The organism is Acidilobus saccharovorans 345-15 (genome assembly GCF_000144915.1).
Lineage (GTDB): Archaea > Thermoproteota > Thermoprotei_A > Sulfolobales > Acidilobaceae > Acidilobus > Acidilobus saccharovorans.
The window spans coordinates 997,966-1,014,753 of the sequence record NC_014374.1 but is presented as its reverse complement, the minus strand read 5'-3'; the positions used below and the strand labels follow the sequence as shown (position 1 = coordinate 1,014,753).

The window sequence follows — 16,788 nt, the reverse complement described above, 5'->3', positions numbered from 1 at the left end:
TTAATGACTAGAGGCCTTCCTTTGAAGACCTCCCGCAAGTTAAGGGCCATGGGTTACTTTCGACTTATTAAAGGCTAGTTATTCTTTTAAACCCGTCTCAGCGGTGAATTCGTAGCGACGCTAGGAGGAGGATGAGGGTCTATGTCTAAGCCCAGCTACGTGCTGTTTGAGGTGCCGGACGATCTAGCGGAGGACGTGTATAAGCTTGTAACTAAGGCAAGGGAAACTGGCAAGGTAAAGAAGGGCACTAACGAGACCACCAAGGCGGTAGAGCGTGGTACGGCAAAGCTAGTGGTGATAGCTACTGATGTTGATCCACCTGAGATAGTCGAGCACCTGCCGCTTCTATGTGACAGCAAGAAGATACCCTTCGTCTACGTCCCCAGCAAGAAGAGGCTTGGTGAGGCAGTCAAGATAGACGTGGCGGCCGCCAGCGTGGCGATAGTAGATCCCGGTGAAGCGGGCGAGGATCTAAAGAAAGTAATAGACAGGGTAAAGGAGCTCAGGTCTAAGTCAGGTAAGTGAGGTAACTAGGGCATGTCCAAGAGGGAGTCAACGTCCTTTACACAGGTTGTAAGGATTGCAAACACGGACATACCAGGGGAAGACACTGTAATCTACGGACTCTCTAGAATAAAGGGCATAGGCTACGCTACCGCCCTTGCCATAGCTAGAAAGCTCGGAATAGACCCCACGGCCCGCATAGGCTACCTTCAGCCTGACGTCATAAAGAGGCTGGAGGACGCGGTTAACGACCTAACGCGCCTCAGCCTGCCTTCCTGGCTTTATAACAGAAGGAAGGATTATGAGAGCGGCCAGGACAAACACTTAGTAGGCGCTGAACTGATATTCGTTGCAAGGCGTGACATAGACAGGGAGATAAAGATAGGATCCTGGCGCGGGGTTAGGCACAAGTTAGGATATAAAGTCAGGGGCCAGAAGACCCACACCACTGGAAGGACCGGAATGACTGTAGGCGTTAAGAGGGCCGCGGCCGTCCCAGGAGCTGGTGGTGAAGGGGGTAAGGTGAGCAGCAGTGGGGGATCCCAAGAAAAGTAGACATAAGTGGTTGACCCCAGGTCACCCCTGGATAAAGGACAGGCTTCAGCACGAGCTAGAGCTGATAGGTAAGTATGGGCTTAGGAACAAGAGGGAGGTCTGGATAGCTGAGTCTATAGTGAGGAACTTCAGGCTGAGGGCAAGGTCCCTCCTGGCCCTGCCAGAGCAGGAGAGGTCTATAGCAGCTAAGAACTTACTGGACACGCTGTACAGGATGGGACTCGTGGGCAAGGACGCGGTGCTGGACGACGTGCTTGGGCTTACAGCGGAGAACGTGCTTGAGAGGAGGCTTCAGACGCTGGTTTACAGGAAGGGGCTAGCAAAGACTATTTATCAGGCAAGGCAGCTGGTAACTCATGGGCATATAGCTATCAACGGCAGGAGAGTCACGAGCCCAGGCTACATCGTCCCACGTGATGAGGAGGATAGAATAGAAATAGCCCCAGGAAGCCCGCTAAGGGCGAGCGCGCAGCAGTCCGGTGGTGAGCAGGATGTCGCTCAGGGAGCTTAAGTGGGGAGTAGCTCACATATACAGTAGCTTTAACAACACAATTATTCACATAACTGACATGAGCGGCGCTGAGACGGCAGCAAGGATATCGGGCGGTATGGTAGTTAAAGCTGACCGCGAGAAGCCATCCCCGTATGCAGCCATGCTTGGAGCCGCCAGGGCCGCGCAGACGGCCATGGACAGAGGAATAACAGCCATACACATCAAGGTCAGAGCCCCAGGGGGCCACGGTCCCAAGACCCCAGGACCTGGAGCCCAGGCCGCCATAAGGGCGCTCGCTAGGGCGGGCTTTGTTGTAGGAAGGATAGAGGACGTGACCCCTATACCTCACGACACCACAAGGAGGCCTGGAGGAAGAAGGGGAAGGAGGGTCTGAACCAATTACTCGCATTTTTACATGGCCTTACACCTTTGCACTTTTGCCTCTTTTATCAGGGCTGCGTTAGCCCCTCTGTCACGAGAGGCCGCACTAAAAGCCCAGGGAGTTTAGCCCTCGGGCTGCGCTACGGCGGTTTGGTCTCAATTGCATCGGAACTACCTACAACTTATAACTGAAACCTATCCTAGCCGTTGTGGGAACAGCTGATGCAGGACCAGAAGGTTAGCATAGTGGAGCTCGGCAACAGCAGGATAACCGTGTCTATGGAGGGCTTCCCTGTGGCCTATGGCAACGCTCTCAGGAGGCTTGCGCTCTCAGAAGTCCCTACCATGGCGGTCGATTTCGTGTACTTTTATGACAATGAGAGTAGCGTCTACGACGAAATAATAGCTCACAGGCTTGGACTCTTGGTCCTTAGGTCTGACGAAGCCCTCAGGAAGTATGGCTCACCTGAGGAGTGCTCTAACGCTAGCGAGAACGACTCTCACTGTTTTGCCCAGGTGTACCTGGAGTATGAGGTCCCTCAGGACGCCGCCAGCGGCGTCTATGTAAAGGCATCAGACCTAAAGTTCTCAGACCCTGACATAAGGCCTATCTATCCTGAGACGCCCATAGTGTACCTGGCGCCCGGGCAAAGAATTCATTTAGTCGGATACGCAAGGCTAGGCAGGGGCTACGAACACGGCAAGTGGAGCCCGGCCTCAGTAGCGGTCCTCAGGTACTCAGTGCACGTCGAGTATGACCCATCAAAAGTAACATCTGAATGCCTGGAGTGCATCTCGGCCTACCAGGACCTTGTTGGAGCCATTAAGGGCGGTAGCGCTGGCCGGCTGGAGCTGAACTATAAAGTCAACACCAGCGCCTTAAGGTACTGTGAGGAGGAGAGCTGTAAGGGCGCCATAAAGGTCGTCTACGATCCCTCAAAGCTTTACTTAACGGTGGAGTCCACTGGAGCCCTTGAACCCGCAAGGATTATATGGGAGGCCACAAACTGTCTCGCAAGGAAGGCAGATAAGCTGTTAAAGGAGCTTGAGGAGGCGCAGGTTGTGGAGGAGGTAGGACCCAAATGAGGAGGGTAGTGACTACAAATGAGACTATGATTGAAACTCTCAGGCTGCTTAGGTCCAAGGCTAGGGAGAAGCCCGTCTGGGGAAGAGTTGCCGAGCTCCTGAGCAGACCAGCCAGGAGGCGCCCTCAGGTAAACCTAAGCAAGATAAACAGGTACGCGTCAGATGGGGACTTTATAATAGTGCCCGGCAAGGTGTTAGGCACGGGGAAGTTAAATAAAAAGGTCACGGTCGCAGCTTTCACGTTCTCGGCTAAGGCCGCGCAGCAAATAACATCTGCGGGAGGAAGAATTTTAACCCTCAGGGACGCCGTGAATGAGGTGCAGGACTACACCAAGGTTAAGGTACTGGTGTGAGGTGTTCATGGTTGAGCCAGCAGGCGGCTCGGGAGGAGCTAATAATTGACGGAAGCGGCGCCATACTAGGCAGGCTTGCCACCTATGTGGCCAAGCAGCTCCTCAGCGGCAAAAGGGTAACTATAGTAAATGCAGACAAGGTCGCTGTGAGCGGTGACCCCGTCAGGCTCGTCTACTTCTATAGAAGGACAATACTTGGGGTCAAGGTGCACCTCTCCGAGAAGTGGAGGCCCAAGAGGGCCAGGAGCCCTCAGATGCTAGTTAGGAAGGCGGTAAGGGGCATGCTGCCGAAGAACGACAAAGGCAAGGAGGCGTACTCTAGGCTGAGGGTCTATGTGGGAGTGCCTAAGGAGCTTGCCGGTAAGAATACAACAAAGCTCCCAAGCAATATGACTGTGGAGAAGCTCACAAAGTCAAAGTATGCCACACTAGCAGATATAGCCAGGCAACTCGGCTGGAGCAGGTGAGTGAGCCCATGTCTGAGCAGGGTACCGCGCAGCCCAAGCAGGCTCAGGCCGAGAACAACGTTATAATATCCGTGGGCAAGAGAAAGACCGCCATAGCCAGGGCCTACATAAGGCCCGGCCAGGGACGCGTGAAGGTCAATGGAGTCCCTGTAGAGACGTGGCCTGTTGAGGTGGCAAGACTTAAGATGATGGAGCCCCTCATCATAGCCGGTGATGCAGTAGTTAGGCTAGTAGATATAGATGTCAGCGTACGCGGAGGAGGCTTTATGGGCCAGGCAGACGCCGTAAGGATGGCAATAGCTAGGGGGCTCGTTGACTTCTTCGACAAGTGCGTTGTCAGTAAGGACAACTGCGAGCAGAGCAAGGCGATAGCGCAGAAGCTCAGGAACCTCTTCACGGAGTACGACAGGACTATGCTGGCCGGCGACCAGAGGAGGACGGAGCCCGAGAAGTACATGAGGTACAGCGCGAGGAGGGGATGGCAGACATCGTACAGGTGACCCGAGCTTGCTTCCCCCTGTCAGGTGCATGACCTGCGGTGCGCCCTTAGGTCACCTTTGGGAGGAGTTCCGTAGGAGGGTTGAGGCTGGAGAGGACCCAAGCAAGGTGCTTGACGACCTGGGAGTCTATAGGTATTGCTGCAGAAGGACCCTCTACACCAGCGTTGTTTATATAGAGCAGGTGGCCAGCTACAGCGCTGTGAGGGTGAATAGACTAAGGGTTGAGGGAAGGGGTGACCTCCAGTGAGTGATGAACAGAAGCAGGAAGAGCCTAACCCTGAGGCTGAGAGGGAGGAGGCCGAGGAGAGGTCAGTTGAGGGGCAACAGATAAGTGAGGCTGAGGAGCAGGGCCTGCTGGTCTCCTCCGACCTCTACAAGAAGGCTGGCGTCGTTTATGGGACCCAAATATGCACAAAGTACATGAGGCAGTTCGTTTATAAGGTGCTGCCTGATGGCTTCTACCTGCTTGACGTGAAGAAGATAGATGAGAGGATAAGGATAGCGGGCCGCTTCCTGGCAAGCTTTGACCCGTCAAAGATAGCCGTGGTGGCCACTAGAATCTATGGCCAGAGGCCCGTCACTGCCATGTGTGAAAAGATAGGCTGCAAGCCTGTGGTTGGCAGGATAGTGCCAGGCATATTCACTAACCCGAAGCTGGACATATACGTGGAGCCTGAGGTCGTTGTAGTTACCGACACCAGGACTGACAGGCAGGCAGTGGTGGAGGCCTCGAAGATAGGAGTACCCGTGGTGGCGCTTGCAGACACGGACAGCAGGGTAGAAGATGTAGACTTAATCATACCTGCCAATAACAAGGGCAGGAGGAGCTTGGCCCTTGTCTATTGGCTCCTCACGAGGGAAATAATGAGGAACAGGGGCCTACTCCAGCCAGGCCAGGAGCCCTCCTTCACTTATGAAGACTTCATGGCAGGTAAAGTGGCTGAGGGCTCTGGCACGGCTTAGTCCCTGCGCATCTGCGCGTTTTTCTTATCGGCACTTATCCCTTAACACCGCCAGGAGTTCCCTTATACTCTCTGTCTCCTGAACTATAGCCAGGAGCTTGCCTGCGCTTTTCTCGTCCTTGGCCATTTCACTGGCGGTCTTCTCTATGAGTTCAAGCCTTATTAGCACAAGGTCTATGAGCTCATGAGGGGTCCTTGAATGTAGATCCTCCAAAGTGGGCACCTTTTGAACCAGTGAGAGGGGTGGGGGTAACGCTTAAAAGGATAGGGGGGTTAATATAGCGTATGGACCCTTAAATAGGGGGTGGGGGGTGTGCAGAACATAGAAGAGGAGCTGCTTGAGAATACGCCTAAGGTCATCGGCCGCCACGTTTATGGGAACCTAAAGGGATGCCGCAACGATGAAATTCTAAGGGATCCTCAGGCTATTGAGGAGCTGTTGCGCGAGGCAGGCAGGGTCGGCAGGATGACAATATTGGACGTTAAGTCGTGGAAGATAGGCGAGGGCGTGAGCGCTGTTGCAATAGTGCTCGAGAGCCATATAACCATACATACTTGGCCTGAATACAGGTTCGCCACAGTTGACGTCTACAGCTGTGGGCCTCACAGCGATCCTCTCAAGGCATTCAATTATATAGTTAAAGCGCTGGAGCCCGAGGATATAATTATGGGCTCCGCGGACAGAAGTCTGGAATAGGGGCTCTGGATTCGCAAGAGACCTTTTATTTGATCTCTGATTACGATAATAGTCCCTTGTCTCGTAAAATGGTGCCTAGGTCGTCAATATTATTAATCCTGACCCCGAGCACCACGGTCTTGCCTAGGGACCTCAGCGCCTGAACTAATGTGGGGCCCATATGCATCGCTATTACAACGTCAACATCCTTTAAGGTCTCCAAAACGGCCAGGTGCCACCTGGCATGCTCGGGGCCTGTCTCGTGCTCTTCATGGTGATTATCGCTCTCGTTATGAGGGTGCTCTGCATTAACCTTGCGGCATTCGACATCCTCTGTCTTACCATCCTTATTAATATAAACAACTAGGAAGAGGCCTGACCTGGGCCCATGGAACGACATGCTCTTGCAGTCGTCCGTCGGTACAGCTACCTTCAAGGGACTTCACCTATTTCGGATAAGCGATATGGGTTTAAAAGCGTTGTACTTAATATAAGGTCCTGCGAGTGCAGCAGCCCGTGTCTGTTCTGCGGAAAAATTCAGAGATCCTTGATAGACGCCTAGGCCTGTATTATTTCCTTAATCTTATTGAGACTTTCCTTAAGCTTGTTATTCTCTTCGGACAACTCTTGGACCTGTCTTCTGAGGTCCTCGAGCTCCTTTTCATAGGCTTGCTTGCACTCGTCCTCATTGACGAAGGCCGATATCTTTATGTCGTCAAATACCAGCCTCTTCTCATTCTCGTCATAATGAAGCGTTACGGTTATTCTTACTAGGTCGAGCTTCCCGAGCTTCCTCTTCTCTACGATCTCGTGGTAAAGGTCCTTGTTAAGCTGGGCTATGTCCCTTATGATGACGTCCTTTGGTATATATTTTCCGAGGGCCACAAGCGCTACCCTTCTAAGCTTGTCAGCATACCTAGCGGCTATTATGACGCCAGTGCTTATTTGATACCTGTTGGCGCCTAGCACAGAGCCCCCGGCCACGGTCACCTCATACTCTTCAGCTCTCTCGAGATCTCTGGAGACGCTCTCGTCCGAGGAAGGGTTCTGGGCGCTCACGGGGCTCACCACTATTTTATTAATACGCTAAGAACTCTTAAATTTTAGCAGAGTTTCTTGATAAAGCTGCACCAGGTTAGTCTGGCCCGCAAAGCTCATAGATCCTTATCTTTCTTCTTCCTCTCATCTTATAACGTGCGCATATACTTCCCTCAGCCTCAAGTGACTTGAGAGCTGAGTACACGCCCCTCAATGTGAACTGTGGCATCTCTTTCCATATTTCGTAGGCGCTTAAGTCCCCGCCGCGCGATAGCACGTCAAGTATTCTTCTCTTGAGCGAGGCCCCCTCGAGGGACTTCGGTCTCTTTAGCTGAGGTTTTCTAATCCCTCCACTTATCAGCGCCACGCCCCTTTCCTCGGTAGACGCGTAGGCATAAGCAGAGGCTGCCAGGAACTTGATGTAAAAACCTCTTCTAGCTAACCTTACCAGGCCATTTATAACCTCTTCAGGCTCTATCTCAACGATCTTAATGGTCCTCGAGAATCCCAGAAATGACGGCAGGGGGCTACCCTTCACCACAACAGCTGTAACCTCCATAGGCGGGGCCCCTTCGAGCTCATTTAAGCCCTCAGCTATGGAGAACGCTAAGAGGCCAGACGATGATGGCACATAAACTCTCTCAGCATTTGGCGAGCTCTCGACGAGCTCAAAAGCTATAGTCTTCAGACCTTCAACGCTTAGAGGGTTCTCGTACTGTAGCTCTGGCTTTCCCCTGAACTCCAGGGAGCCTCCAAGGGACGCTATTCCGATGATATCCTGTGGATCGAGCTCCTTGGGCTCAGCTATGACTGATACCTCGGAGCCCGCAAGTTTTGCATAAAACGCAAGCGAGTAGGCAAAGTCGCTTTCGTACTTCACTCTGTAGGTTTTGCGGCGCATACCACTTACTATAACGGACGAAGCTCTATCTGCATAGGTCCCAGTGGGGTTTCTGTTCTCCAGCTTGCACAGGACACCGTTAACTTTAACTATGGGGGTGAGGCCCTCGCCATAGCTTACTACCTGAGGAGGCCTTGTCGCCAGCATTTCTGAGTACCTCCACATGTTTGCATAGTTAGGCCTTATCTTGAACTTCACGTCGTGGCACCTATAAACCATGGCGAACCCACAGCGTGGGCAGGTCATCAGTGACATGTCATCACTGGCGAACCCACAGCGTGGGCAATAAGACTCGCATTTCAAGGCAGACCCCTATAGCTACTTCTGGCGAAATAAAAAGAGAGTTCTGATAGAGGTTAATGTAGTCTCAAATTATATACAGTGATGTGTGCTTATTTTTAAGCTAATCCCACAATTAAGGGAATAGGTAAGAACATGTCTGCGGAAGGCTTTGGAGGCAAGCCTATACTCATACCTCCCCAAGTCTCTTACCTTAAATCGCTCGCGGAGAAGGACCCGGTTAGCTTCTGGGACTCTGTTGCGAGGGAGGAGACAAACCTAATTTATTGGAAGAGGCTGTGGGACAAGACGTTTGAGTGGGAGCCGGGAAGGCCCTACAGGTGGTTCGTGGGCGGTGTGACTAATGCAGAGTACAGTCACATAGATTTTCCTGTGGAGAAGGGCTTTGGCAACAAAGCCATATACATATACGAAAACGCAGAACTAGGCATAACGAAGGCCTACACGTTTGCTCAGTACAGGTCTATGGTGCTAAAGTATGCCGCTGCCATGAGGGCCCTTGGCATTAGAAAAGGCGACAGGGTGCTCCTCTACATGCCTACAAGGGTTGAAGCCATAGCCGTGTTGCACGCTGCGGCTAGGATAGGCGCTATAGCGTCTTCAGTATATGCAGGCTTCTCTGCAGGCAGCCTGAGGGATCGTATAATGCTGACCGGCGCAAAGGTGGTCTTTACCCAGGACTTCAACATGAGGAGGGGTAAGCTGATAGAATTAAAGAGCGTTGTAGACGACGCCATAAAGTCTGTTGAAAAGTCGCCCGTGGAGAAGGTCGTAGTTTTCAGGTCAGAGTACACGGAGAAGGAGGCGCCTATGGCTAAGGGCCGCGACCTTTACTTTGACGAGTTCCTTGAGATGAGCAAGCAAGGCTCCTCTGACGTCGAGTGGCTTGAGTCCAACGAACCACTGCTAATAACCCCTACGTCGGGCACCACAGCTAAGCCCAAGCCAGTGGTCCACAAGCATGGGCCGTTCCAGGTGCATGTGGTTACCATGGGCAGGTGGATTTATGACCTCAGGTCCGAGGACACGTGGTTCATAACAAGTGACGTGGGTTGGCAGGCAGGGGTTAGCTACATGGTTTGGGGCGTGCCCATATTCGGCGCAACCAGCATAGTATATGATGGTACGCCCGATTATCCGAGGCCGGACATGTGGTGGGACGTCATAGAGCGCAATGGTGTCACCAAGCTCTGGATATCACCGACTGGAATTAGGCTGCTCAGCAAGTATGGTGCCGAGTACGCAAAGAAGCACGACCTGTCAAGCTTAAAGGTGGTCTTCAGCGCGGGCGAGCCGCTGAACCCCGAGCCGCTTCGCTGGCTCATGTATGACGTGCTTGAGGGCAGGGTCCCAGTTATAGACCATTACTGGCAGACCGAGACTGGAGGCCCAGTGGTTGGCAACCCATATGGGATCCAAATGATACCTATAAAGCCTGGCAGCGCTGGCATACCGCTGCCTGGAATTGTAGGATATGTGGCTAACGAGGAGACGGGGCAGCCTGCCAAGCCTGGCGAGAAGGGAGTCTTTGTAATGAAGTACCCATTCCCCGGTTACACGTCTGAGCTGTGGCAGGACTACCAGTGGTACCTTAAGTCCTACTGGGAGGCAAGACCCCAGCTTAAGGGCCTCATCTACTCAGGCGACGCTGCCATGGTCGATGAGGACGGCTACATATGGTTCCTCGGGAGAGCCGATGACGTGATCAAGATATCCGCGCACCGCATAGGGACCTTTGAGCTTGAGAGCGCGCTGGTCTCTCACCCGGCCGTGGCAGAGGCTGCCGTGATAGGGGTACCTGATCCCACTAGGGGCCAGGTGGCCGTGGGCTTCGTGGTGCTTAAGGAGGGCTACAAGCCAAGCGAGGAGCTGAAGAAGGAGCTAATGGATCACGTGAAGAAGGTTTATGGTCCTATAGCTGTCTTCAAGACCATAGAGATAGTGAAGGCTCTTCCTAAGACTAGGAGCGGAAAGATAATGAGGAGGGTTATAAGGGCCGTTTACCTTAATGAGCCCCTTGGAGACCTTTCAACCCTTGAGGACGAGAGCGAGGTTGAAGAGATAAGAAGGGCCATAGAGCAGTTCAGGGCGGCTATGAAGGAGAGCAGCTAACGACCTTTTAGCGCTTAGCCCTCATTTTATAAGGCTCAGCGGCAGGGGCTCCTTTGTCGGTTTAACTATTAACACTAGGAACACTATGGAAAGCCCAAGGAAGAAGAACGCCACGTGAGGGTTAACAGGCCATACGACAGCGGCCACTGACTCAAGAACATATGGTGTTAAGTTATATCTCCTTGCCGAGGGCCACCTCAATATAACTGGCAACATGAGAGGCGCGTGTATAAGGACGAACATAACCAGTACACCGAGTGCTAACAGGTGTATGAGTACGAGCGTGGGCACGTCGAGGCCTAGACCTCCCAGGAGAGTTACTAAGCCTGTGATGATCAGAAACACAGCAGAGAAAATATGACCGTCGACGAAGTACAGCTCTCCAGCCCGGGCCATAGGGTTCTTGGATGCCTTGGCAACAGCTACGAACTTTCGCAGCTTAGTTAGCCCCAACGCGGGCAGCGAGATGACATCCGTCGCACCTGATATTAAGAGGAAGGGCTTATAACCTACCGCGAGGAGGCTCAACGCCTCTGCTATTAACAGCAGCTCCAGCAGCAGTCCCCACGCGAGGCCCTGTCTCTCTTCAAAGGTAGCAGGCAGCGAGTGGTATGTTACGGCATAAATAGCGCCAAGGCCTAGGAGAGTGAGCAATGCGAGCGCCGCATGGAAAACTGACGACTTTAGCAGCATAAGCGTAAGCCCACTGATAAGAAACGCGGTTCCCAAAATAAGGTATGAGAGCTTCACGTCACTTTTTAGGCCTGTTAATGCCGCGCCCCAGATGGGAGATATGGAGAAGATTACCAGAGAGAGCCCAAGGTAAAGGTAAGACTTAAGCTGTAGGGTCATGATAGATGCAACCAAAATTAGCCACTCCGCTGCTATAGAGAATAACAGCCAGGCCTCTGCTTTGGCCGACGCTCTTAGGCCTGAGACTACATACGGACCGGCGACGGCCGTTATGAGAAGCGGCACGACTAAGCTAAACATTATAACTCCGTGCAATATCTTCAAACCCACCGTGACTATGTATAGCGACACCAAGAGGCCGGCTATCATAATATATATCAACGCCCTTGAACTAGCCTGTAGGGCCCTTACGAGCTTCTGATACTGCATCTCCGAGCCTTCCCAGATCTTTACTCTCATCTAATGCCTTAAAGGCTATTGCTAAACCTTTAGGCAAAAACCTTCGGGAAGTCTGGCCAACTTATAAGTGAACATCTAATGGTGAGGCTCCCCATGTATCTGCTCCACTGCGTGATTGACTATTGGCATAAGTATCTCAAGGGCTATGCCCATAGCCGAGGGGCTTCCAGGCACGACCACCACAAGGGAGCGCCCTAAAACGAAGGCGGACGCCCTGGTAAGTATGACTCCAGAGCCCACGCTCTCGAGGCTCTTGAACCTGAACAGCTCGCCAAAGCCTGGGAGCTCCTTGGACGCTAGTTCCTTAACCACGTCATAGGATATATCCCTGGGCGAGGGCCCTGTGCCGCCGCTAACTAGAACAACGTCCGCTCGCGATGCCGCGTCAAGGACTGCAGATTTGATGATGTCAGGGTTATTTGGCACCACTACGCTATAGATTAGCTGATGTCCCTCTTTCGCAAGCCTCTCCTTAACTAGCGGCGTCACCTCGTCAGCCTTCTCGCCCCTATATACATGATCGCTTGTTACCACAAGGCTAAAGTTCACCATGACGGCCTCCCAGCCTAGGGGTCCTTTGTTAAACTTAAAATGTTAATCCATGCACTTACAAGGGGGCTTTGAAATGATGGAAATAATCTCGCCTCCAGGGATAAGGGCGCAGGTCGGCGTCATAGGCGGCTCGGGCCTCTACGAGGCTGGGATACTAAGCAACCCTGTTGAGGTCAAGGTTAACACGCCATACGGCGAGCCAAGCGATTATATAACTGTAGGAGAGGTGGCCGGCGTCAAGGTGGCCTTCCTGCCGAGGCACGGAAAGGGACACAGGTATCCGCCTCACATGGTTAACTACAGGGCAAACATATGGGCCCTGAAGGCCCTTGGGGTCAAGTGGGTCATAAGCGTCTCGGCAGTGGGCAGCCTAAGGGAGGAGATGAAGCCTGGAGACATAGTGCTGCCAGAACAGTTCATAGATATGACCAAGGGCAGGAAATATACCTTCTTCGATGGGCCCGTGACGGTTCACGTCAGCATGGCAGACCCCTTCTGCAAGCACCTGGTTGATGAGCTTTACAACAGCGCGGTCAAGCTGGGCTACAGGGTGCACAGGGGGGCCACCTATGTGTGCATAGAGGGCCCGCGCTTCTCGACTAGGGCGGAGAGCAGGGTCTGGAGGGACGTGTTCAAGGCGGACATCATAGGCATGACCCTGGTGCCTGAGGTTAACTTGGCCTGCGAGGCGGAGCTATGCTACGCTACCCTTGCCACCGTAACAGATTATGATGTTTGGGCGGAGCACCCTGTGACGGCCGCGGAGGTGGCGAGGGTCATGGAGGAGAACACGGAGAAGGCCAGAAAGGTCCTGTATGACGTAATACCCCGCCTCGCGGGCTCACCTGACGAGTCGCGCTGCAGCTGCTGCAGGGCGCTTCAAAATGCGATACAGTGAACTTGAGCCCCAGGTGAGGAGCTCTATAGAGGCCGCTAAGAGGCTTTTGAAGCCCAAGATTGTAGATGGGACTCTTCTGATATCCTCACATAGTGCGATCTCTGCAGCAAAGTCCCTATATATTTCCATGCTATCATCAGGCTTTGACGTAACTTTAGCGGGCCCAACAGAGGCCTCGACGCTCATAATGCCGTACAGGGACGTAAACGAGGTCTTAGTGTTTTCCTTGGGGCCTAAGGACAGCAGGGCCGTGAGGGCCGCCGAGGAAGCAGCCCTCATGGGCATAACTACCTACTTTATAGCCCCTCAGTTAGATGACGTGTTGGAGGCCATGTTGTCTAGGCATGAGGAGATCAGCAGGATACTGCTGCCCTCTCAGGCGCCGTTGTTGACTATGATAGTCGCCTCAGCTCTCTGGTCCTCAGAGATGAAGGGACCAAGGGGTGACAGGTTAAAGGCCGAGGTTGCTGATGTTGACTCCTCCTTCTCATGGATAAGTGAAAAATACGGGCAGCAGGCTGAGGAGGCCTCGAAGTTCCAGAAGTTCGCGACTGTTTATGGACCCATCATGGAGCCTAGCGCCAGGTACCTCTGTAGTGTAGCGGCTGAAAGATGCGAGGCAATGCTGCTGTTAGACGAGGCTACCTCGTTTAGCAGAATTACCGGCCCTGTAGTTGAGATTGTAAGCAGCGTGGAAGAGCATGATTATAAGGATGTGGAGCTTTCCATGAAGCTAGCTAACCTAAAGATAGTCAAGCTCTTATTTAATGTGGACCCGGTCACGGCCAACCTTTACGCCTCAATTGCGGCGGCACTGATAGGAGGTAAGGTCATTTGACTCAGGACATGAAACAGGCCATAGTGCTTAGAAGAGACCTCCAGATGGGAAAGGGCAAGGCGGCGGCCCAGGCGGCTCACGCCGCCTGCGAGGCGGTGCTCTCAATAATAAGGAGCAACAATTCTGAGTGGTCGCGTTGGCTAGACTCCTGGCTGTCGCAGGGGCAGAAGAAGGTGGTGCTTAGGGTTGAAAGTGAAGGCGAGCTGAACAGAGTCTATGAGGAGGCTAGGGCGGCCGGCCTACCGGCGTCCATGATAGAGGACGCTGGCCTTACTCAACTGCCCCCTGGAACTAAAACCGCCGTGGCCGTAGGTCCCGCGCCGGCTGAGCTGGTTGACAAAATAACGGGGAAGCTTAAGCTGTACTGACGCTAATGCCACATAGGCATAAACGGCTTGAAGGCTTTCGTAAAAATACGGGGGTAAAGTGGAATCTGTCCCCTGGCTTAGGATAACTTTGCTTGTAGACCAACAGGCAAGGCCGCCCTTTGTCGCCGAGTATGGGCTCTCCCTGCTTCTTGAGACTGAGGAGTGGAGAGGGGTCTTCGACGCCGGGCAGAGCCCTCAGACGCTTCGCAGGAACTCCGAGCTCGTAGGCATAGGGAATAAGTCTTTAGACTTCGCGGTCATATCTCATGAACACATGGATCATGTGGGAGGGCTTTCGGCACTTAAACAGCTGCTTAAAGACGACGCCCCAGTATACATGCCGGCCGGCGTCAACTGGAGACTACTTAAGAGCGCTGAGGACCTAGGACTCAATGTAAAGAGGCTGATGACTGGAACCCGAGCGGCCAAGGCTGCCTTTATAACGTCGCAGCAATATGGTCCTCCTTATGAGCAGTCCCTCATAATAAATCTTGACGGTAACAGGGCAGTGAGCCTCTTGGGGTGCTCTCATCCTGGGCCATCACGTATGGTAAGCAAGGTCCTGTACGACCTCTCTTTGACCCCCTACGCCGTGGTAGGGGGCCTTCACCTGGCCTGGGCAACTCCAGATAAGGTAAGGCTGGAGGCCGAGGCATTGAAGATGCTGGGGGTTAAAGTTATCGTCCCACTTCATTGCAGCGGCGATCCAGTGAAGTTGGAATCCTCAAGGCTGGGCATGAAGGTGCTACAGGCATCTGTTGGCGACAAGGTAGTCTTGCCTCTAGACCTATAACTTGTGAGCAGCTAAGGCTGACCGTATAGACAAAAATTCCTTCAGCCTTTGACTTCAAATCTACCGCAGAATCGATTAGGGCGTGATAGCGATGCTCTTGCTCTCCCTTTTACGTACGATGGTCACGGGACTCGAGGCTGGGAACTGAGTCCTGTCAGCATAGTTATAGGTATAGTACTCAGGCTTTAGCCTTTCAACTATAACTTCAAATGCCTTCTCAGGCTTTGTGTGCTCGCCGCATGTGTAGGCATCAACAGTTGCATAACGGTACTCTGTCCAGGTGTGCACCACAATGTGGCTTTCGTTCACCAGCGCTATTACAGAGACTCCTCCCTTGTGGCCGCCTATCTTCCAGCTCATTATCTCTATTAGGGTGGCGTTGGCGGCCTTGACTGCGTCAAGCACTGCCTGACGTACTAGATTTTCGTCCTCTGCTATCTCTGGTGGTATACCGTATAGGCTTCCAAAAACATGTTTACCTACTATATAATCCCTTGAGACCTCCGTACTGGGACTACTTGACACTTTTCAGTTCATGCCCTCCTTAGGGCCTGGTACTTTTAATCAAGTGTGCTTAATAAGCTATTCTGCGGGAGGAGAAGGATAACAAACGTGGATTTAGGCTATTAAAAATACCATTCTTGTTTTTACATATAATTTTTTGTCATTTTAGAAATTAAAAAACCTTTCATATAATATATTAAGTAACCCTTTTTAATTCCAGCTTAACCTTATAAGCTTTTTGGGCTTGAAGCATGTCAGCAGAAAATGATGATGAGGAGCTCAGGAGAATTCTCCAGAAAAAGAAAGAGGAGCTCCTCGCTAAGCTTTCCTCTCAGAGCACCGAGGGAGATTCTAGCAGCGGCAACGGCAGCCAGGAACCCCCTGTAGCGGAACTTAATGACTCATCATTTGACGAGTTCATAGCTTCCCACAGGGCAGTGGTGGTTGACTTCTGGGCTCCGTGGTGTGCGCCATGCTTTCTCGTGGCGCCTATAATAGATGACCTAGCTCTTCAGCATAAGAGGATAGCTTTTGCCAGGGTTAACGCCGATGCAAGCCCTGAGACTGCCTCTAAGTACTACGTGATGAGTCTGCCAACAATAATGTTCTTCCTAGATGGCCAGGAGGTTGATAGAGTTGTTGGCGCAGTCCCAGAGGAGGTGTTGGAGGAGAGGGTACAATGGCTAGAGTCAAAGCTCTGATGCTAGGGATTGACTCGCTCACATATAAGTACTTCATGAAGTGCAACGCCAGGAACCTCCTGACGCTGCTGGACACGACCTTTAGGGGCGTCACGGAGAACACTACCGTTCAGAACCCTCCATCAGCGTGGCTGACGGTCCTCACTGGTAAAGAGACTCGCGTGCAGGGCTTCCTTACCTCTGTGCCAGAGGTGCCCCTGCTTACCGAGACCAGCGCGACGGTAATCAACATACCTTTAACAAACCCTACCTACGGTAAGCCTAGCTTTCCAATGGACGTTACAGTGAGCGCTGAGGAGGAGATAAATGCCGTGCGCGACGCAATACTGGAGGCCTTGGAGTCAGGCCCAGTAATAGCTGCTGTAACAGCCTTGGAGAGGATCTCCGAGTCAGACGTGTGCTCACTATATGCCGCCATAGACGCGGCAGTAAGGAAGGTCGTGCTTGAGGCTGACGAGTTCATACTGTTCTCTCCCTATGGCCCTAAGTCCCAGGAGGGGTATGATCCATACGGCGTTTACCTTGCCAGCAGGCCAAGGCCTAACGAGCATGAGACGGTAAAGCTGTGGGAAATAGGTCAGGTATTCAGGTCTATGGTTAAGGGCTCGGCCTCGTATTTTTAGCAGCCAATAAAAAGAAAAGATAAAAAAGATA

Annotated in this window: 25 protein-coding genes; 18 read left to right on the top strand and 7 right to left on the bottom strand. The window is 52.5% G+C overall.

Going from position 1 to position 16,788, the window contains the following annotated elements; genetic code table 11:
- The first annotated feature begins 141 nt into the window (after positions 1-141).
- The 10 genes from rpl7ae to rpsB all read left to right on the top strand — a co-directional run bounded on the left by rpl7ae (position 142) and on the right by rpsB (position 5,302).
- Positions 142-525 (top strand): 50S ribosomal protein L7Ae, encoded by a 384-nt coding sequence (gene rpl7ae / locus ASAC_RS05100; RefSeq protein WP_013266929.1) that lies wholly within the window; start codon positions 142-144, stop codon positions 523-525.
- A gap of 12 nt (positions 526-537) precedes the next feature.
- Positions 538-1,059, top strand: a complete 522-nt coding sequence (locus ASAC_RS05095) for a 30S ribosomal protein S13 (RefSeq protein ID WP_013266928.1) — start codon at positions 538-540, stop codon at positions 1,057-1,059.
- Complete coding sequence (locus ASAC_RS05090; RefSeq protein ID WP_013266927.1) at positions 1,037-1,570, top strand: 30S ribosomal protein S4; 534 nt, start codon at positions 1,037-1,039, stop codon at positions 1,568-1,570. Before ASAC_RS05095 ends, ASAC_RS05090 begins: the two co-directional genes overlap by 23 nt.
- A complete protein-coding gene (locus tag ASAC_RS05085) occupies positions 1,551-1,946 on the top strand; it encodes a 30S ribosomal protein S11 (protein WP_013266926.1) in 396 nt (131 codons plus the stop codon). Before ASAC_RS05090 ends, ASAC_RS05085 begins: the two co-directional genes overlap by 20 nt.
- A gap of 209 nt (positions 1,947-2,155) precedes the next feature.
- Positions 2,156-3,019 (top strand): DNA-directed RNA polymerase subunit D, encoded by an 864-nt coding sequence (locus ASAC_RS05080; protein WP_013266925.1) that lies wholly within the window; start codon positions 2,156-2,158, stop codon positions 3,017-3,019.
- Positions 3,016-3,372 carry a 50S ribosomal protein L18e gene (locus ASAC_RS05075; RefSeq protein ID WP_013266924.1) on the top strand — a complete coding sequence of 119 codons (357 nt, stop codon included), beginning with the start codon at positions 3,016-3,018 and terminating at the stop codon, positions 3,370-3,372. The genes ASAC_RS05080 and ASAC_RS05075 overlap by 4 nt, the downstream gene beginning before the upstream one ends.
- An 11-nt stretch (positions 3,373-3,383) precedes the next feature.
- Entirely contained in the window at positions 3,384-3,839 is a 456-nt protein-coding gene (gene rplM, locus ASAC_RS05070; RefSeq protein WP_148217163.1) for a 50S ribosomal protein L13, read from the top strand.
- 8 nt (positions 3,840-3,847) lie between these two features.
- Positions 3,848-4,339, top strand: coding sequence for a 30S ribosomal protein S9 (locus ASAC_RS05065; RefSeq protein WP_048813007.1), 492 nt, complete (start codon positions 3,848-3,850; stop codon positions 4,337-4,339).
- 7 nt (positions 4,340-4,346) lie between these two features.
- The gene (locus ASAC_RS05060; RefSeq protein ID WP_048812829.1) at positions 4,347-4,586 is read left to right on the top strand and encodes a DNA-directed RNA polymerase subunit N; all 240 of its coding nucleotides are present in this window, start codon (positions 4,347-4,349) and stop codon (positions 4,584-4,586) included.
- Complete coding sequence (rpsB, locus tag ASAC_RS05055; protein WP_013266920.1) at positions 4,583-5,302, top strand: 30S ribosomal protein S2; 720 nt, start codon at positions 4,583-4,585, stop codon at positions 5,300-5,302. The genes ASAC_RS05060 and rpsB overlap by 4 nt, the downstream gene beginning before the upstream one ends.
- A gap of 24 nt (positions 5,303-5,326) precedes the next feature.
- Here rpsB and ASAC_RS05050 read toward each other — a convergent pair whose 3' ends face one another.
- Positions 5,327-5,524: a hypothetical protein gene (locus ASAC_RS05050; RefSeq protein WP_420805098.1), complete on the bottom strand. Its 198-nt coding sequence runs from the start codon at positions 5,522-5,524 to the stop codon at positions 5,327-5,329.
- 90 nt (positions 5,525-5,614) lie between these two features.
- On the opposite strand from ASAC_RS05050, the gene speD (ASAC_RS05045) reads away from it, so the two are divergent.
- Positions 5,615-5,998 (top strand): adenosylmethionine decarboxylase, encoded by a 384-nt coding sequence (gene speD, locus ASAC_RS05045; RefSeq protein ID WP_013266918.1) that lies wholly within the window; start codon positions 5,615-5,617, stop codon positions 5,996-5,998.
- A gap of 40 nt (positions 5,999-6,038) precedes the next feature.
- On the opposite strand, the gene ASAC_RS05040 is transcribed toward speD (ASAC_RS05045), so the two are convergent.
- The 3 genes from ASAC_RS05040 to ASAC_RS05030 form a co-directional block, all read right to left on the bottom strand.
- Positions 6,039-6,413, bottom strand: coding sequence for a NifB/NifX family molybdenum-iron cluster-binding protein (locus ASAC_RS05040; protein ID WP_048812828.1), 375 nt, complete (start codon positions 6,411-6,413; stop codon positions 6,039-6,041).
- A gap of 122 nt (positions 6,414-6,535) precedes the next feature.
- Positions 6,536-7,036, bottom strand: a complete 501-nt coding sequence (locus ASAC_RS05035; protein ID WP_048813004.1) for a DUF2258 domain-containing protein — start codon at positions 7,034-7,036, stop codon at positions 6,536-6,538.
- Positions 7,037-7,112: 76 nt separating this feature from the next.
- On the bottom strand, positions 7,113-8,114 hold the full coding sequence (locus ASAC_RS05030; RefSeq protein WP_048812827.1) for a pyridoxal-phosphate dependent enzyme: 1,002 nt from the start codon (positions 8,112-8,114) through the stop codon (positions 7,113-7,115).
- Positions 8,115-8,351: 237 nt separating this feature from the next.
- On the opposite strand from ASAC_RS05030, the gene ASAC_RS05025 reads away from it, so the two are divergent.
- The gene (locus ASAC_RS05025; protein WP_013266914.1) at positions 8,352-10,328 is read left to right on the top strand and encodes an AMP-binding protein; all 1,977 of its coding nucleotides are present in this window, start codon (positions 8,352-8,354) and stop codon (positions 10,326-10,328) included.
- Positions 10,329-10,349: 21 nt separating this feature from the next.
- Here ASAC_RS05025 and ASAC_RS05020 read toward each other — a convergent pair whose 3' ends face one another.
- Positions 10,350-11,450 carry a hypothetical protein gene (locus tag ASAC_RS05020; protein WP_013266913.1) on the bottom strand — a complete coding sequence of 367 codons (1,101 nt, stop codon included), beginning with the start codon at positions 11,448-11,450 and terminating at the stop codon, positions 10,350-10,352.
- Positions 11,451-11,555: 105 nt separating this feature from the next.
- The gene (locus tag ASAC_RS05015) at positions 11,556-12,032 is read right to left on the bottom strand and encodes a MogA/MoaB family molybdenum cofactor biosynthesis protein (protein WP_013266912.1); all 477 of its coding nucleotides are present in this window, start codon (positions 12,030-12,032) and stop codon (positions 11,556-11,558) included.
- A gap of 73 nt (positions 12,033-12,105) precedes the next feature.
- Here ASAC_RS05015 and ASAC_RS05010 point away from each other — a divergent pair, with 73 nt between their 5' ends.
- Genes ASAC_RS05010 through ASAC_RS04995 form a run of 4 tightly spaced genes read left to right on the top strand, consistent with a single transcriptional unit; the run spans position 12,106 to position 14,929 of the window.
- On the top strand, positions 12,106-12,930 hold the full coding sequence (locus tag ASAC_RS05010) for an S-methyl-5'-thioadenosine phosphorylase (protein WP_048812825.1): 825 nt from the start codon (positions 12,106-12,108) through the stop codon (positions 12,928-12,930).
- On the top strand, positions 12,917-13,768 hold the full coding sequence (locus ASAC_RS05005) for a hypothetical protein (protein ID WP_013266910.1): 852 nt from the start codon (positions 12,917-12,919) through the stop codon (positions 13,766-13,768). Before ASAC_RS05010 ends, ASAC_RS05005 begins: the two co-directional genes overlap by 14 nt.
- An 8-nt stretch (positions 13,769-13,776) precedes the next feature.
- The gene (pth2, locus tag ASAC_RS05000) at positions 13,777-14,136 is read left to right on the top strand and encodes a peptidyl-tRNA hydrolase Pth2 (RefSeq protein ID WP_013266909.1); all 360 of its coding nucleotides are present in this window, start codon (positions 13,777-13,779) and stop codon (positions 14,134-14,136) included.
- 58 nt (positions 14,137-14,194) lie between these two features.
- A complete protein-coding gene (locus ASAC_RS04995) occupies positions 14,195-14,929 on the top strand; it encodes an MBL fold metallo-hydrolase (RefSeq protein ID WP_083774056.1) in 735 nt (244 codons plus the stop codon).
- A 75-nt stretch (positions 14,930-15,004) separates the two neighbouring features.
- Here the strand turns inward: ASAC_RS04995 and speD (ASAC_RS04990) are convergent, their stop codons facing one another.
- Positions 15,005-15,454, bottom strand: a complete 450-nt coding sequence (gene speD / locus ASAC_RS04990; protein WP_013266907.1) for an adenosylmethionine decarboxylase — start codon at positions 15,452-15,454, stop codon at positions 15,005-15,007.
- Positions 15,455-15,684: 230 nt separating this feature from the next.
- On the opposite strand from speD (ASAC_RS04990), the gene trxA reads away from it, so the two are divergent.
- Together trxA and ASAC_RS04980 are read left to right on the top strand one after the other, a co-directional pair.
- Entirely contained in the window at positions 15,685-16,134 is a 450-nt protein-coding gene (trxA, locus tag ASAC_RS04985) for a thioredoxin (RefSeq protein ID WP_013266906.1), read from the top strand.
- Positions 16,113-16,757, top strand: coding sequence for a hypothetical protein (locus ASAC_RS04980; protein WP_048812823.1), 645 nt, complete (start codon positions 16,113-16,115; stop codon positions 16,755-16,757). The genes trxA and ASAC_RS04980 overlap by 22 nt, the downstream gene beginning before the upstream one ends.
- The last annotated feature ends 31 nt before the right edge of the window (positions 16,758-16,788 follow it).